Source organism: Alteribacillus bidgolensis (assembly GCF_002886255.1).
In the GTDB taxonomy this organism is placed as follows: Bacteria; Bacillota; Bacilli; order Bacillales; family Marinococcaceae; genus Alteribacillus; species Alteribacillus bidgolensis.
Genome location: NZ_KZ614149.1, coordinates 2,704,061 through 2,720,533 on the forward strand (window position 1 = coordinate 2,704,061; position 16,473 = coordinate 2,720,533).

At 38.4% G+C, this 16,473-nt stretch carries 16 protein-coding genes; 4 read left to right on the top strand and 12 right to left on the bottom strand.

Annotation, left to right across the window (positions count from 1 at the left end; translation table 11 throughout):
* Positions 1–86 precede the first annotated feature (86 nt).
* Positions 87–1,157: a YVTN family beta-propeller repeat protein gene (locus tag CEF16_RS13495; protein ID WP_091583555.1), complete on the top strand. Its 1,071-nt coding sequence runs from the start codon at positions 87–89 to the stop codon at positions 1,155–1,157.
* Between the two features lie 464 nt (positions 1,158–1,621).
* Here the strand turns inward: CEF16_RS13495 and CEF16_RS13500 are convergent, their stop codons facing one another.
* From CEF16_RS13500 to CEF16_RS13550, 11 genes are all read right to left on the bottom strand, one after another.
* Complete coding sequence (locus CEF16_RS13500) at positions 1,622–2,374, bottom strand: anti-sigma factor (protein ID WP_091583552.1); 753 nt, start codon at positions 2,372–2,374, stop codon at positions 1,622–1,624.
* Positions 2,364–2,939, bottom strand: a complete 576-nt coding sequence (locus tag CEF16_RS13505; RefSeq protein ID WP_091583549.1) for an RNA polymerase sigma factor — start codon at positions 2,937–2,939, stop codon at positions 2,364–2,366. The genes CEF16_RS13500 and CEF16_RS13505 overlap by 11 nt, the downstream gene beginning before the upstream one ends.
* A 367-nt stretch (positions 2,940–3,306) precedes the next feature.
* A complete protein-coding gene (locus tag CEF16_RS13510) occupies positions 3,307–3,810 on the bottom strand; it encodes a COG4315 family predicted lipoprotein (protein ID WP_245917864.1) in 504 nt (167 codons plus the stop codon).
* A gap of 137 nt (positions 3,811–3,947) precedes the next feature.
* Positions 3,948–5,006 (bottom strand): YeiH family protein, encoded by a 1,059-nt coding sequence (locus CEF16_RS13515; RefSeq protein WP_245917865.1) that lies wholly within the window; start codon positions 5,004–5,006, stop codon positions 3,948–3,950.
* Positions 5,007–5,226: 220 nt separating this feature from the next.
* Positions 5,227–6,060 (bottom strand): YitT family protein, encoded by an 834-nt coding sequence (locus CEF16_RS13520; protein WP_091583543.1) that lies wholly within the window; start codon positions 6,058–6,060, stop codon positions 5,227–5,229.
* A 240-nt stretch (positions 6,061–6,300) separates the two neighbouring features.
* Positions 6,301–7,614 (bottom strand): NCS2 family permease, encoded by a 1,314-nt coding sequence (locus tag CEF16_RS13525; protein WP_211295857.1) that lies wholly within the window; start codon positions 7,612–7,614, stop codon positions 6,301–6,303.
* 33 nt (positions 7,615–7,647) lie between these two features.
* A complete protein-coding gene (locus tag CEF16_RS13530) occupies positions 7,648–9,354 on the bottom strand; it encodes an adenine deaminase C-terminal domain-containing protein (protein WP_091583540.1) in 1,707 nt (568 codons plus the stop codon).
* Positions 9,355–9,548: 194 nt separating this feature from the next.
* The gene (locus CEF16_RS13535; protein ID WP_342750477.1) at positions 9,549–9,893 is read right to left on the bottom strand and encodes a Na-translocating system protein MpsC family protein; all 345 of its coding nucleotides are present in this window, start codon (positions 9,891–9,893) and stop codon (positions 9,549–9,551) included.
* 802 nt (positions 9,894–10,695) lie between these two features.
* On the bottom strand, positions 10,696–11,679 hold the full coding sequence (locus tag CEF16_RS13540; protein ID WP_091583535.1) for a bile acid:sodium symporter family protein: 984 nt from the start codon (positions 11,677–11,679) through the stop codon (positions 10,696–10,698).
* The gene (locus CEF16_RS13545; protein WP_091583533.1) at positions 11,676–13,070 is read right to left on the bottom strand and encodes an FAD-binding oxidoreductase; all 1,395 of its coding nucleotides are present in this window, start codon (positions 13,068–13,070) and stop codon (positions 11,676–11,678) included. The genes CEF16_RS13540 and CEF16_RS13545 overlap by 4 nt, the downstream gene beginning before the upstream one ends.
* A gap of 285 nt (positions 13,071–13,355) precedes the next feature.
* The gene (locus CEF16_RS13550) at positions 13,356–13,928 is read right to left on the bottom strand and encodes a substrate-binding domain-containing protein (RefSeq protein WP_091583530.1); all 573 of its coding nucleotides are present in this window, start codon (positions 13,926–13,928) and stop codon (positions 13,356–13,358) included.
* Positions 13,929–14,039: 111 nt separating this feature from the next.
* Between CEF16_RS13550 and CEF16_RS13555 the strand changes: the two genes are divergently transcribed.
* Positions 14,040–14,486 carry a GntR family transcriptional regulator gene (locus CEF16_RS13555; protein ID WP_170031936.1) on the top strand — a complete coding sequence of 149 codons (447 nt, stop codon included), beginning with the start codon at positions 14,040–14,042 and terminating at the stop codon, positions 14,484–14,486.
* A 44-nt stretch (positions 14,487–14,530) separates the two neighbouring features.
* Here CEF16_RS13555 and CEF16_RS13560 read toward each other — a convergent pair whose 3' ends face one another.
* Positions 14,531–15,529 carry a LacI family DNA-binding transcriptional regulator gene (locus CEF16_RS13560; protein WP_091583525.1) on the bottom strand — a complete coding sequence of 333 codons (999 nt, stop codon included), beginning with the start codon at positions 15,527–15,529 and terminating at the stop codon, positions 14,531–14,533.
* A gap of 230 nt (positions 15,530–15,759) precedes the next feature.
* Between CEF16_RS13560 and CEF16_RS13565 the strand changes: the two genes are divergently transcribed.
* A complete protein-coding gene (locus CEF16_RS13565; RefSeq protein ID WP_211295858.1) occupies positions 15,760–16,215 on the top strand; it encodes a hypothetical protein in 456 nt (151 codons plus the stop codon).
* Positions 16,215–16,382, top strand: a complete 168-nt coding sequence (locus CEF16_RS24080) for a hypothetical protein (RefSeq protein ID WP_211295859.1) — start codon at positions 16,215–16,217, stop codon at positions 16,380–16,382. Before CEF16_RS13565 ends, CEF16_RS24080 begins: the two co-directional genes overlap by 1 nt.
* The last annotated feature ends 91 nt before the right edge of the window (positions 16,383–16,473 follow it).

The following is a 16,473-nucleotide window of genomic DNA, read 5'->3' on the forward strand; positions in this document are numbered from 1 at the left end:
AGTAATAATTTAGTAAAATTTTTCAAACCGCTTGAAGCATTTATTCGTTGCCTAATAAGAAAGAAATCATACAGGAGGTTTGTTAAATGAAGAAACGAATGGTTGTTTTTGTTATCTTTTTTCTTGTAATACTTACCAGCGTTTCAGCATGTACAGGAGAAGATGAAAAGATTGCTGGGCCAACGGGTAACCCAGAAGAGAACGATGAAGTGAGACAGGCTTCAGGTGGACCTTATAAAGAAGCACTGGTATATGTTAATAATAAAGATTCAAACAATCTTCAAGTTATCCATCCGACTACACATGAAGTTGTTCGTAATATAGATGTAGGAGAAAAACCGACTTATAACGAAATCAGCCCAAAAGGAAATAATGTGTATGTCGTCAACAGTAAATCTGAAGATGTCTCGATTATCGATGCAAAAACAGCGGAAGTAATCAAAACTATTCCGGTTGGAAAGACGCCAAAAGGTATTAATTTTACTCCAGATGGAAAATGGGTGTATGTTGTTAACGAAGGAGATAACACTGTTACAGTGATTGATAATGAGTCGATGGAAAAAACATCAACCATTGATGTCGGCGAGTCCCCCCATAACGGTGTAGCAAGCGTTGATAGCAGCACGTTTTACGTCACAAATACTGGATCCGACTCTATTTCAGTGATTGACACTGCGTCTCAACAGGTGACCAATACAATTAAAGAAGTAGAAGGATCTCCTCACAATATAAATATTACTCCAGACGGAAAAACTCTGCTCGTTACCTTGACACAAACGAGTGAGGTTGGGGTGGTGGATATAAAGGATGCTGAAATGTCTGAAGTTATTCCTGTAGGAACCGGACATCACGTGTTAGATGTCACCAAGGATGGAAAATATGCGTATGTGGGAAATATCGGGACCAACTTTGTCTCGGTCATTGACATTTCAGCGGAAAAAGAAATAAAGCAAATTGAGGTTGGAAAGGGGCCTCACGGTATAATCGTTTCAGCAAACGGCGATGCTGTTTATGCTGCTATCAGCGGTGAAAATAAGGTCACCGTCATTGACAGAAAAACAAACGAAGTAGTCGACAATATAGATGTTGATTCATTTCCTTTCTTTATAAGTACTTTAGAAAGCCACTCTTTAGACAAAAAGAGAACAGATAATTAATTCTCCGGTATAATTTATCATTGGGGAGCTGTCCCATAAGTCAGTTCTCAGCAAACGAACTGGAATATACTCGCTTTCCGCGGGCGGCGGTTCAGCCTCCTCGTGAGCAAAAACCGCTCACTGAGGGGTCTTCACACTGTCGCTTTTCCCGCAGGAGTCTCACATATTCCAGTTACTAGATGATTTTCATCCCCTAAACTAAACTTTTGGGACAGCCTCCTTTCTTGATTTTATGCTTGAATGTCTGGATTAAGACTCAATTACCTTGAACGTACTGGCGACGATCGTCAGGTTTATACATTAGAAGTAATACTGCACCCAGGACAGTATGCTTTCGTTTCCCTCTCTTCCCTTTGCCTGCAGGTGCATACTTTCATAAAGTCTAATTCTCCCATATCCTCCTAAGACGGAGATGCTTATACACCCTGTTCACAGGATAACAGCAGAGAACTTTTGCTTTTCTATTACGAAGTTCCCAGCACTTTTTGGCCTTGCGGCTGGGTATTATATGGAGTCGGTTCTAACGTGATGCCAATATCATCAAATGATTGATTTTTTGGTAGACGATAGGTAATTAGACCATTACCGTTTTCATTTGGTTTTAACGTACCTGCATTTTGCCGATTTCCATTCTTCAACAACCAAACTTGATAGACTTCCTCCTCTTTTACAGTTGGCATATTGTTTAGGTTTATTACAAGACTAGTACTACTACCTTCTTGAATAAGGTAGGCAGTACCATTTGCTGAAACTGCCGCATCCTCCCCTTGTAAAGCATAAGTTGTGATTATTTGAGCTGGATCAGCTTCTTCGTTTTCTAAAGTTGTTATGGTATCTTTTAATTGGAGATTGCTCCAGAACAGTCCGATCATACCAATGACTAAAAGTATGGCAATCCCAGCAGATATTGGCGAGAAATTTTTCGTTAAAGTTTCTTTTATTCGTGTTAATAAATGGTGTTTTTTATCTTTCGTAGTATGAGTCTGTTTCGATGTTTCGTTTTCTGCAAAAATAAATTCCATGACTTCTTGTTTCAGCGTTTCAGGAACCTCTGCTTCTTCTATATCATTAGAAAGCGTCTGCCAAACACCCTTAAAAGAATCTACTTCCTTTTTACAGTGACTGCATGTTTGAAGGTGCTGTTCAAATAGTTCTTTTTCATTCTCGCTAAGCTCATCGATAATATATAAAGACAGGTTTTCGCATTTATTTTCCATGGCGAACCCCTCCTATGTCTTCGCTGAAATAATGGCGCAGTTTTTTTAGAGTTTGATGCAGCCTGCTTTTAATTGTACCAAGCGGCTTATTTTCCATTTGAGCAATTTCTCGTAAGGAGTAACCTTCCCAGTATACTAAATGAAGAAGATGCTGTTGAGACGGAGAGAGTGACTGTTTGGCTTCACGAATTTGCTGTTTCAAAGAAACTTGCTGGACAATATCTTCTGTCTCGTAATCTTGTATTTGCCTCCATTCATGAGGCTCTAATTGAATGATCCCTTTATGTTTTCGGTCGCTTCGAATAAGATCAATCGCGATGTTGCGAGTAATGGTAAGAAGCCAGTTTGCAAATTGTCCTTTCGTGGAGTTGTACGTTTGTTTTGTTGTCCAAAGCCGGAGAAAGACATGTTGGACAATTTCTTTTGTTTTTTCTGTATTGCCTTTCGTCATTTTTAAGGAAAAACTGTAGATAAGCTTTACATACCGATCATACAGTTCTTCAAGTGCTGGACGGTGGTTTTGCACAATTAATTTGGTAAGTTCTTCATCCGTTTTCCGTTTCAAGCTGCGTTCCCTCCCTTGTGAAGTAAGTTGTTCTTTTAATGGTAAACTTTAGAAAAACTTGGCTTACCGCCAAGTTAAAATGGCAATATACTTTGATCCTTTAACAAAGTTAATCATTCCTAAAGTATAAAAAGAAAAAACTGTCACAGAAGGACAGTTCTTTCTTCATCAGGCAGGAAAATAAGTTGACGTTTAAAGATCCAGTTTCAGTGCACACATGATAAAACCGTGTACGCAGGAGAAAGTTCTTTAGATTTTTCCGCCAACGCCACATCTTAGGGCATTGCCTCCTCTTTATCTACTTGTGCGTATTTAACCGAACTTCCTTTTTTTCAGAGTGTTTGCGCTTTTCTTATAACATGTCATATTATTTAAACGTTGTGTCACTGTTAACTATATACCAGAGATCTTTAACACCTTGACCGTGAACATCACCTGGGGATTCATCTTTAACAAAGTAGTAAAGCGGATAACCTTTATACGTTGTTTGTTTATCTTCTGTATCTTCTCGAGTGATCGTACCGAAGTCATCTTTGTTGAAGTTTTGGGGAACGTCATTTAAGTGTTCTGCATAGAAAGGCGGCCAGTTTTCAAGACATTCACCACTGCAGTTTGAAGTACCTGGTTCATCATTTGCAAAGTAATAAAGTGCTCGGCCATCGGCGTCCGTAAGAAAATCACCAACACTTTGATGTTCCATTAATTCTAAAGAAGAAGATTTTTCAGCTGCTTTTTCGGTACTACTCTCCATCTCTTTTTTCGATACTTCTACCTGATCTGAATTTGGATTCTCCTCGACTTCTTCAATACCGCATGCTCCAAGGAATACCCCGGCTAATAGCAATGCAGATAACAAACTCAAAATGTTCATTTTTCGCTCCATCTCCTTTTATTTTCTATTCACTAAAGGAAACGGAAGCAGAGCAAAAACGGTTCGATAAAAATAGATTTAATGTACAAGTGGGTCCAGATGCCCATAGCCACAACATTACGAAAATGGTAAATAATTTAAACAACAGTAAACGTAAGGAGGGCCAGCAGTATGGAAACAATTGTCATAGCTATGAAAGGAAGTAATGCTTTTGTACGCAGTGCCTTAAAATTAACATTCAAACCCAGCCCTACCATTGCCATCGTGAGAATAAACGTAGACAGGTCAGAAACTCCGTCTATCACATACGTTGGAATTTGCAAATAAGGACCAATAACATAGCTTCCAACCAGACTCATTACAATAAAGCCAATGAGAAACCAAGGAAAATCCATTTTTGCTTGCCCGCTTTCACTCTTGTTTTGCTTTTTCATCCAATACATCAAAATAAAACAGAGTGGAATCAATAGGAAAACACGTCCTAGCTTTGCTAAAAGAGCGATCGCTAAGGCATCTTCTCCTGCAGGTGCTGCAGCTAATGCTACATGAGCAATTTCGTGTAAACTTATTCCAGACCATATGCCGTACTCTTCCTCCGTAAGTGGTAAAATAGGCTGCAGGACGGTATAAAGAAGAGCGAAAATGGTGCCGGTTAATGCAATAATCCCTACTCCAATCGCTGTATCCTCTTCTTTTGATTTTATAATCGGTGATACAGCAGCAATGGCAGCCGCTCCGCATACCCCCGTTCCGACACCTAGAAGAAGAGACAAATTAAAGTCCGCTTTCAACCATTTAGCAATGAATACCATGGCAAGAACCGCAAAAATTATAGTACCCGCCCCCCGAACTAACAAAGGCAGGCCTTGACTAAAAATGACCGCAATATTTAATTGCAACCCATAAAGTACAATAGCGTACCTGAGCAGCTTTTTAGACGAAAATTCGATACCCTTTCGAATTTTTTCTGGATACTCCCAAATTTGCCGACAGACAATCGCAATTAATATGGCACAAGCAAGCGGACCTACCCGATCAAACCCTGTAATATTGGATAAACCAACACCTAGAAGAGCAATGAAAAACGTAAATGCAATTCCTCCGCTCCACTGTAAAAAACGATAAGATTTCTTGTTGTCCGTACGTCCGGATGGCTCATGATAAGTTTCCTTCATTTCATATTGTTGTGGCTGCATGGTTTCGTGCTCCTTTCTAACAAGTGGCCATTCGTAAACAATGTCTTTGATTTTACGATACCACAGAAAACAGCACTGCTATTATTTGACTTCTTAATGGCTTACATATAAAAATATAATAATCACGGGAGAGCCACAGATTCAATGATTAGTAAATTCAAGGAAAGAAAAGCTTTCAATCACTACAACAAATCGAAATAAAGGGGGTATCCCAATATCCCTAGGCTTCTTTATAACCCCTTTTAAAGATTTCTTGTACATTGCTCGTTGTGACATATGCATCTTCATCAATCTGCTCAATGATGCGGCGGAGTTGAACAATTTCGCGTTTATTAATGACGATATAAAGAATTTTCCGGACGTCCTTCGTATAGCCTCCTCGTCCTTCTAAGATGGTAACACCGCGTCCCATTCTATTTATCAGTTCATCGAGAACTTCTTCTTGATATTTGGAAATAATCATTACGGCGGTACGCTCATTTGCACCCTCCACAATTTTGTCAATGACTTTCGCACCAACAAACACAGCAATCAATGTATACATAGCTTTTTCTTTTCCAATAACAAAGGCAGACATTAAAATGACTGCTATATCAATAACGAGCATGGCTTTCCCAATGCTCCAACCTAAAAGCTTATTACATAATTTAGCTAAAGTCGTTGCTCCCCCCGATGTACCCCCAGCTCGAAAAATCATTCCAAGCCCAATACCGACAAATAATCCAGCAAACATAGCGGCGAGCAAACTATCGTCATTTAATTCTTCCCCCCACCCATATGTAATTTCTAAAAAGAGAGACATAAAAATGATAGCAATCATGGTATAAATGGTTGTCTTAATCGTAAAAAATTTGTAGCCAATTGCTACCAGCAAAAGATTCAAAATCAAATTGACTATTCCAGGCGACCAGCCAAATAGATAATAAGTAATGATGGTTATTCCGATTACGCCACCTTCAGACAACGTGTTTGGAATAGCGAAATAATTTATACCGATTGCAAATATAAATGTTCCTATTATTATAATAAAAATATCGCTGACTCTTTGTTTCATCGAACTCCCCTCCTTTTCTTCTCCATTGACTATACCTCTTAAAATCATAGTGCTCAAGGGCTTAGTTTAGTTTTGTGCATTGCTCGATAAACATATCAGAACAACAAAACCTACTCCCTTTATAAGAAGTAGGTTGTTCTCTACGCAGATCTATGGAGGCTGCGACTTATGAGGCAGCTATTTGCTATTTACTAAAGTAGAATAGAATTGTTTTTTCTTGTGCTGTGTGAAAAATAAACATTATAAGTGCGCAAGCGTTGCAAAGTAATAAATAAGCGGCAGGACTAAGAAGTAGAGTCCTGGATGCACTTCTTTATATCGGCCCGACAAGCTTTTAACAATCACAAAAATAATGATTCCTGCTGCAATGCCATTTCCAAAATTAAAAGTAAAAATAGTTACAACAATAGTCATGAAAGCAGGCAGCGATTCGGTTGTGTCCGAAAAGTCTATATTTTTAACAGCTGAAAGCATCATTAGTCCCACCAATATGAGTGCAGGTGCTGTAGCAGCATTTGGGATAATTAAAATAATAGGCGTAATAAATATCGTTAATAAAAATAATAATCCAGTTGTAACAGCAGTCAGCCCGGTACGACCACCAGATTCCACACCTGCAGCCGACTCTACATAGGTTGTTAAAACAGGAACGGATAAAAACGAGCCTAGTGTTGTACCGGAAGCATCCGTTAGAAAAGGCCTGTTTATGTTAGGCAAATTCCCCTCTTTATCAAGTAAATTCCCTTTTCCCGCGACTCCAAGCATCGTTCCAAGAGAGGAAAAGAAGTCTGGAACAAAAAATGCGAGCAAAAAAGGCAGATAAGCAATTTGAAGAGCATCGATGATATCTAGTTGAAACATTAAAGGTCCTACATTGTCAGGCATAGAAAAAATAGAATCAGGTATTTCCGTTAATCCAAAAGGTATGCCGACTAATGTGGTTGCAACAATTCCGATTAAGAGATGCCCCATAACTTTTCGTGCCAACAGAACACTCATGATAAGAAAACCAAATAAAGCAAGAAGGGTTTCAGGTGCAGCAAGATCTCCAAGTACTAGAGAGTTTGAACTTTCACTAGCAACCACCAGGCCGGCATTTCTAAAACCGATTAATGCAATGAACAGACCAACACCGGCCCCGATGGAAAGTTTAATAGCCGGGGGCATAATTTTTACGACAAGTTCTCTCAAACCAAGAACTGTAAATAATATAAAGAGAACGCCAGATATAAAAACCAATCCAATACCTGTTTGCCAAGCCAATCCTTCTGTAGATACCAGCGTTACAGCGAGAAATGCTACAGAACCCAGGCCGGGAGCAAGTGCAAACGGCCGGTTGGCAAACACTCCCATTATAATCGTCATAACACCAGTTGCAATAATCACAGCTACGGTAACTTGATCTACCGGCATGTTTCCTTCACTTAGTAAATTGGGTACAACAACAACTAAATATACCATCGTCATAAACGTTGTTAAACCAGCCGTTAATTCCGTTCGTACATTCGTATCATACGAAGATAGTTTAAAAAATCGTTCTACAAATGCTTTCACTATTATCACGTCCCTTTCTATACATAGTAGATATTAAAGAAATAATGGCACGATTTGACCTTCATTCACTCGAATCAAGCCTAAATCTGTAATTTTTAACTCCGGGCTGACAGGAAGGGAATGAGTACTTATAGACATTATTGGATTGTAGTGTTTATATCCTAAATGTTTCATGGCCTTTCTTAACTCATTTGTCTTTTCAGCCACTTCTGCAAGCGGGGCTTCCGTTATAACTCCACCCAATGGAAGATGTAAGAAAGCTTTAACTTCTTCATCTTCAACGACGCAAATGCCCCCTTGATTTTCAATAACTTTATTTGCCGCAATACAGAGGTCTGTCTTGTTTTGTCCAACCGTTAATAAGTTATGGTTATCGTGAGCATACGTTGTTGCGATAGCTCCTTTTTTTATAGTGTCTCCACCAATTAACCCCAGCGCTTTATTGCCATTTTTTCCGTAACGTTCAAAAACAGCAACTAAACCATAGCAGCTCGCTTCCCATTGTAATTCTCCAGCCTCGATTTTGATCTGAGCGCTGGATTCTTTTGTAAAAGTAGATCCATCGGAAATAGTCATTATTCGACAATCCTGAAATCCAGAATCTAACGGTGCTTTTATCGTAAAATCCTCTTCCTGACGTTCTGATAATTGAACACTTTGATAGAACGAATTGGGAAACATGCTTGTCTTAGTTTGCTGGTCATACGTTTCATATTTATCGAAAGCTTTCTTCCCGCTTTTATACACTTGATCAATGTCAAAAGCAGGAAGGTCATTTAACAAGATGAAATCAGCAATCTTGTTTGGAGCAATGCTTCCCCGGTCTGTGAACTGCATCCGTTTAGCAGGCGTTGCTGTTGCTGCATAAATAGCTGCTTCTTTGGACATGCCCATATGAATGGCCTTTTTAATAATATGGTTAAGATGGCCTTTTTCCAAAAATGTATCAGCCATCACATCGTCGGTTACGAAACAAAAGTGTTCACTTCTGTCGTGTTTGATGAGGTGGTTGATTATATCTTGATTCATAGACTTTTCTTGAATTTCAATAAACATTCCCAGTTTTATCCGCTTTTCCATCCCTTCTACGGTTTGATGGGTATGATCAGAGTCAATACCTGAGAAAATAAAATAGTTTAAATCTAAATCCGACTTAATCGGACAATGACCTTCAATAATAAAATGAGGGTCGCGATGGCGAAGGTGATTTAATATTTGCTGGGTTTTTCCGCCTGAATTTCGAAGGAGATCTGTATAATCCATAACTTCACCGAGACAAACCACATTCTTCTTTTTTCGAAGGGCATCAATTTCTTCAATATTAATTTCTCCTCCAGTGGTTTCAAAAGCTGTCGAAGGGACGGAACTAGGGATAGCGTGAAATATATCTGCGGCACACGAATCCGACGCGTTCATCATAGCCGTCACGCCTTCCATTCCAAAAACATTAGCCATTTCATGGGAATCTGCAACAATGGATGTCACCCCATTTTTAATTAATCCAAAGGAAAATGTACTCGGGGTAACCATCGTACTTTCAATATGCAAATGAATATCAATCAACCCAGGGATCATATAGCGGTTCTGTCCTTGTATCACTTCTTTTGCCTCAAAGCTTTCTTGCCCCAAATCTCCAATATAAAAAAATCGTCCTTCTTTAATCGCTGCATTACCTGAGATAAATTTTTTCACAGATGACTGAAAGATTTGAACATTTAATATTAGCAAATCTACTTTCATTGCCATTCCTCCTTTAACTAAATAGAAGTAACCATTCCATATTTTGTATATAAAAAAAAGAAAAGTGCCCCTGTTAGAAGATAGCTTTCTAACAAGACCACTTTTCTTTGTAAACAAAAAACAGTGTCACCTGTAATGATCGCATATTGTTGTCTTCGTTTAAGATAGATCCTAAACGAAAATCAATGCTTATTCTATTTCATAACAACATTCGTAAAGGCCAATTGTGTAGGAGAATCGTAATCCCTGAATATTGCTTCAATCTGAATGTTTAATTCTGTTTCCAACTTTTCGTATAATTGGGATTTAAACATAGAAGATAATTGAAAATCAACAGCCTGTTTAAGATCCGGATTTTCCTTTTCTAAAGATAATGAACGGGTTGCCCGATGATGCTTTGCCCTGATGGTAATCAAATCCTCTTCAATAGATACTTTTAAAGAGGCCGTTCCAACACCAAATAATTCTTTTGAAACAGCATTGTACAAACGGTATAGTTCCTTCTTGTTATCAGCAGAATCTTCAAGATACACCATCATCTCATCCTTGCAACCACATTTAGTACTTGTAAGCTATGTTAACGGATAATTTCAAAACTTGCAATACTAATATCATTTCCTATATTCCTTCAATGGAACATACGAAAAATAGTTGTTATTTATATGTTACTCAACATTCGCAGTCCAAGACAGGTATGCCATAATCTATCCTTGCTATCATTAACTTTTGATAAATATTCTCATTTTTTCTTTCACAAATACTCTATTTCACGCTTTCCCGTGGAAAGAGTTTCCGATTATTCTAACTACCTTCCAAAGTATCATAAAGGCTGACCCAAATGGCTGATGGGCCAAGCATCTAACTTTCCAATCTATTTAATAACATTTAATTTTAATTTACCTCTACTTTTCAGTAAGTAGGATCGTCGTTTAGATGCAGCGGTGAAAAGTTAATGAGACAGTCTACCCACATTTCATATAACCCTATTGGGTATGACGGGAGTCCGATTCTTAGTTTTAGTGCCCTCATCAGTAAACTGAGCGTTTGATGATAAAAATAAACAACTTCTATTTGAGCGGCTTAGTCTTTGTTTCACTTCTGGCGTTCCTTTAAATCTATTAATAGATAATCAAACGTTTGAATAATAGATAAAAAAGAACCTCATAAGGAATATCACAGGCTGAAACAGACGAAACTAGAATGCACCTATATTTTATAACTTTTGTCGCACTACCCCCACCTTCCCTTTAATTTGTGTAAAAATATTGTTAATACATTATGGAGTTTAGGGCCTGGCGGCATTCCTCATTTCCCTTACAAAGCATGAGACTTGCCTTTTTTTCAAAAGTCTTCAACCCTAGACTTTGGTGAAGTATTAAGTGGTACAGCCTCTTCAGTATTCACTGGTCTTTTGGACCAAAACGTGGCTAGGATCGGGCCGGATATATTATGCCATACTGCCGCTATTACATTTGGTAACGCAGCCAATGGACCAAAGTGAGCTGCAGCCAAGGCTACTCCCAATCCGGAATTCTGCATACCGACTTCGATAGAAACGGCTCTCCGTTTACTTTCATCCAACCTCATTATCCCTGCAGCCGAATATCCGAGTACTAGTCCTAATAGATTATGAAGCATAACAGCTGAGAAAATAAGAAGCCCTGAGGCGGCAATACTCTCTACATTTGCTGATACAACAGCTGATACGATAATAATGATAGTAATAACGGAGATTAATGGGATAACTGAACTACTTTTATTAATGGCTCTCGGAAATAATTTTCTAATCATAAGACCAAGCGCTATCGGAATAATGATGACTTGAACGATCGAAACAAACATCGAGACGGGATCAACTGGTAACCATTGTCCGGCCAGCATCAATAAAATGAGCGGTGTAGCTACAGGGGCAAGTAAGGTAGAAAGTGACGTCATAGCAACGGAGAGAGCTAAATTTCCTTTCGCTAAATAAACCATCACATTAGAAGCTGTCCCACCAGGAACAGCACCTAATAGAACCAGCCCCGCAGCTAATTCATTAGATAGATTCAATGCAAATGCAATGGTGAAAGCGATTAGCGGCATAATCAAATATTGAGCTAACACACCAATAATAACAGGTAAAGGTTTGCTGACGACTAACTTAAAATCAACCGGCTTTAGGGTAAGCCCCATTCCAAACATCACAATTCCTAAAAAAATAGTGATATAACTGTTAAAAAAGAGAAAAGGGTCTGGAACAAAATAAGCTATCACTGCAACACCAATAACCCAAATCGCAAAGTATCTTCCTGCTATATTACTGATCAATTCTAGTTCTTTCATACGCTTCTCCCTTTTTGATGAATAAGTTTGTTTGGATTAAAAATCCTCTTTGAATCTAATGCTGATTTGATGTTTTCCATGACTTGTAATGCCTGTCCATGCTCTTTTTGCTGATATTTCATTTTACCGATACCTACTCCATGTTCTCCAGTGCAGGTCCCATCGCGCTGTAAGGCATAGTCCACAATTTGCTGATTCAGCTGTTCTGCTTTTTTGACTTCTTCCGCGTCGTTGGTATTCAACATTAGCAGGACATGATAATTACCATCCCCCACGTGACCAAGGATGCCGCCGTGAAGATCTAATTCATTCACTTTTTCTCTAGCGTGTTTTATTGCACCGGCTAATTCGGAAATCGGAACACAAACATCTGTCACCATTAACTTTTTGCCTGGATTCCCATGTATATAAGCGTAGGCGAGATTGTGTCTTGCTTCCCATAAACGGTTTCTTGCTGCATTATCCTCTTCAAAATAAATCTCTTCACAAAGGTGATCTGCTACGATCTCCTTCGTAAATTCAACATCATGGTTAAGTCCAGGTTCATTCCCATGAAACTCTAAAAACAAGGTAGGTTTTTCTTTGTAGTTCGTGTCACTAAACAAGTTCGCTTGCTTCATGGAAGGCTCATCAACAAGCTCTACTCTTGCAATAGGCACACCTGCTTGTAAAATGGAAACAACGGCTTCTACTGCGTCATCTATACTGGTGAAAGAAGCTCTAGCAGCAACAATATGCTCAGGAATGCCATACACCTTTAACGTTAATTCGGTTATACAGCCTAGCGTTCCTTCTGAACCGACAAACAAACTATTTAAATGGTAACCGGACGATGACTTTTGTGCTAAGTTCCCAGTATGTATCATTTGTCCGTCCGAAAGAATAACTTCTAAATCATGAACTTGATCTCGCATAACCCCATACTTTACAGATGTCGTCCCACTAGCATTCGTTGCAGCCATACCGCCTAGAGTAGCATCTGCTCCAGGGTCAACGGAGAAAAAAAGTCCATATTTTTTAAGTTCTTTATTTAATTGGGACCGTGTGATACCTGGCTGAACTCTAACTAAAAAATCTTTTTCCCGTACTTCCAGCACTTTGTTCATTTTGGAAAAATCTATCGTAATACCGTGATCATATGGAATAACATGACCTTCTAAACTTGTTCCCAACCCATAAGGAATAATCGGTGTATGATGCTCACTGGCTACTTTCACAATCTTACTTACCTCATCAGCACTGTTAGGAAAGACGACAACATCCGGCAAACTGGTTTTGTGATACGATTCGTCATGACTATGCTGTACCCTCATTGTTTTATTCATCGTTACCTGATGGTCTTTTAAAAACGCTTTCAAATCATTGAATACATGGTTCACTGTTAGGCTCATACAAATTTCTCCTTTAACAACAAATAATATCTTGATCTAATTGTACAGAATAATCTAATAGTTTCATACAGTTTTCACCCCAGCTAACTTTCCGCTTGCCATAAAAGCTGCTTTGTTGCTACCTTTAAACCTTCCTCTATTCCAATTCTATGTTTTTTCTAGCATAACGTTAGAAAACCTTGACTTACCGCCAAAAGTCCAAGTAGCGGAAGTCTTAGGTTTTTTAATTGTACATCTTATAATTATCAATAACATCTAACTACCATTTAGAAGCAGTTAGTTCTATCATACACACCCACAAGATTTCCTTACGATTAAAGAAGGTGGTAATTCGATATGCTTATTATAGTTTGGATTGTGTATTTTACTCAAAAGGACATCAAATGCTGTTTTACCAATGGTAGCTGGTGGTTGTACTATATTTGTAATCGGGGGATCTACGATAGAGGCCGAAGCAAAATCTCCGAATCCGATTAAAGCAATATCATCAGGAATCTTTAAAAATAACTCCTTTATTTGTGAAATGGCTCCTATCGTCATCAAATCATTGAGTACAAAAAGAGCTGATATATCGTTATGTCTGTTTAGCAATGATTTTACTGCTGCAGCACCTCCCGCAACGGTTGCATGACCAAGTTCCATGTAACTTTCATTAAAGGATAAATTGTATTGTTTTAAAGCCTCTTTATAGCCTTTTATCCGCTCATCTGTCGTAGATACGTTGGAAACACCGTATATCATCCCTATTTTTTTATGACCGTGCTTTAATAAGTGACAAGCAGCGTCATATCCAGTTTGAAAGTTATCCCCCGTAACTTTAGGAGTGTTTTTAGCAAGGTCAGTGTAACGGTTAACCAAAACTACCGGGAAATCTTATGAGGAGCTTAACAGTCATTTAGCCCAGCCCCAGGCAGGGACAGCTTAATTGTTATTGATACAATGTAATAAAAAATGATAGGAGTGTTACACGTGCCGGCACCAACTTTAAAGGAAAAAGCGTACCAAGAAATGAAAAAATTATTATTGACTGGAGAAATAAAGCCAGGAGATTTTCTATCGGAAAGAACATTAGTAGATCGTCTTGATATGAGTCGTACTCCCATTCGTTCCGCGTTAGATCGTTTAGAGTTAGATGGTTTTATTAAGCAGTCCCCCCAGCAAGGAATTGTCGTACAAGAATTATCCATTAATAAAGCGGCTGAGATTTATGAACTGCGAAAAGCACTGGAGTCTTTCGTCGTAAATAAACTGTCAAATATGGAACTGACTAAACAACAACGCAGTATTATTGAAGAAAATTTATCCTTGCAAAAACGTTATGTGGAGGAAAATGACATCCCACAATTCACGTTAAAAGATGCTGAATTTCACCACCAGTTAATTACATTTGGTTTCTTTAAACTCTTCACTACCTAGTATTGAACCACAATATTTTATTTTGAAACGCTGTCATAAAGCATTTAGCACCCACATGATTTTCTTGTAATAAGTGTAGGCGGCAGTTCAATGTGTTTATTATATTCCGGATTGTTTATTTTGCTTAACAGCACATCAAATGCCGTCTTGCCAATCGTTTCGGGCGGCAGGACAATGTTGGTTACAGGCGGATCAATGATATTAGCGGAAGCAAAATCTCCAAAACCCATAAGAGCAATGTCCTTTGGGATTCTTAATGATAACTCTTTAATTTTAGATATAGCACCAATAGTCATTAAATCATTTAAAATGAAAAGGGCAGAAATGTCCTTTTCCCTGTTTAACAACGACTTAACAGCCTCAGCTCCGCCCTCCACTGTAGCGTGCCCTTGTTCAATAAAGGAATCATCGAATGGTACATGATATTTTTTCAAAGCATCTTTATATCCTTCAATACGGTTTACTGTCGTTGAGACATTCGCTACTGCATAAATAATGCCAATTTTTTTATAGCCATGTTTGAGTAAGTGCGTTGTCGCATCAAAACCTGTTTGGTAATTATCCCCTGTCACTTTAGGTACGTTTTTTACGCTAGGATCATCGCGATTGACCAAAACAATGGGAAAGTTGTCGTCTGTGAAACTATTTAAATAACTGGCGCCGCTTGAAGTTGGAGCCAGGATAATTCCATCGACCATTTGTGCATGCAGTAAATTGATGGTTTCTTTTTCATAACTGCTGTTTTCATTCGTATTAATTAATAGTAAATTATATCCCATTTCTCTTGCACGTTTTTCCGCTCCATATACCATCCCTGTTACAAATGAATCCGGAAAGCTCGATACAATTAAGCCGGCAGTCTTGGTAGATTGTTTTCTAAGATTTTTAGCGGTTGAATTAGGGATATAATTATATTTACGAATGACTTCCATAATTTTATTTTGTTTCTCTTCTGATATATGTTTCGTACCGTTAATCACATGAGAAACCGTAGCTGTAGAAACATTTGCTTCTTTAGCTATATCTTTCATTGTCATTTTCATCTCGAGCTCACCTCCAGGTTAATCCATTTCCGAAATGCTCTATTTACATATTACCCTTCTATTAAAAAGGAAGCAAATACAGTTTATAACAGGCTGTTCCATCGTTAAATCGACAAATGACGAAAACTAAAAATTTAAAAATTCAGAAATATACGTTGAAATAAAAGCGTTTACATCTTATGCTGGAAACAAGTTAATTAAATCGATTAACCAAAAAAGGAGGATTATTCATGACAAAAACTACTTCGGTTTCATCGGAAAAAATAAATTTAATTAAAGAAAAAGCTAAAATGTCAAGGCTGGAAACCATCCGTTTAATAGCAAAAGCAAAAAGCGGACACTATGGTTCTTCTTTCTCTAGTTCAGAAATATTTGCAACGCTTTACTATCACATTTTAAATTATGACCCTAACAATCCAAAATGGCCCAGCAGAGATAGTTTTGTCATGGGGAAAGGGCATTCTGCGGTAGGTGTTTATCCAATATTGGCTGATGTAGGATTTTTCCCTAAAGAAGAGCTGGACACTTATACAGATTTGGGCAGTCCGTTTGGCGACCATCCGGATATGAATAAAATCAACGGCGTTGACTTCAGCTCTGGTTCCATCGGCCACGGATTGTCGGTCGGCGTAGGAATGTCGCTTGCAGCACGTGTAATAACGAGAAATACAGATCGTATATTTTAATGGGTGATGGCGAGCTTCAAGAAGGACAAGTATGGGAAGCAGCTATGAGCGCGGGAAACTTCAAATTGGGCAACCTTGTAGCGATTATCGACAATAACAAAGTAACGGTAGATGGAAACACAGAAGAATTAATGAATATAAACCCAGGAATTTTGCCGGGAATTTAGTAAGGAAGAGAATATTTGATGGGGAGTAGGAGCGGTTCGCTCTTGCTCCTTTACTAACTTAAAAAAAATTAATTCTTTTCTTTTTTACTTC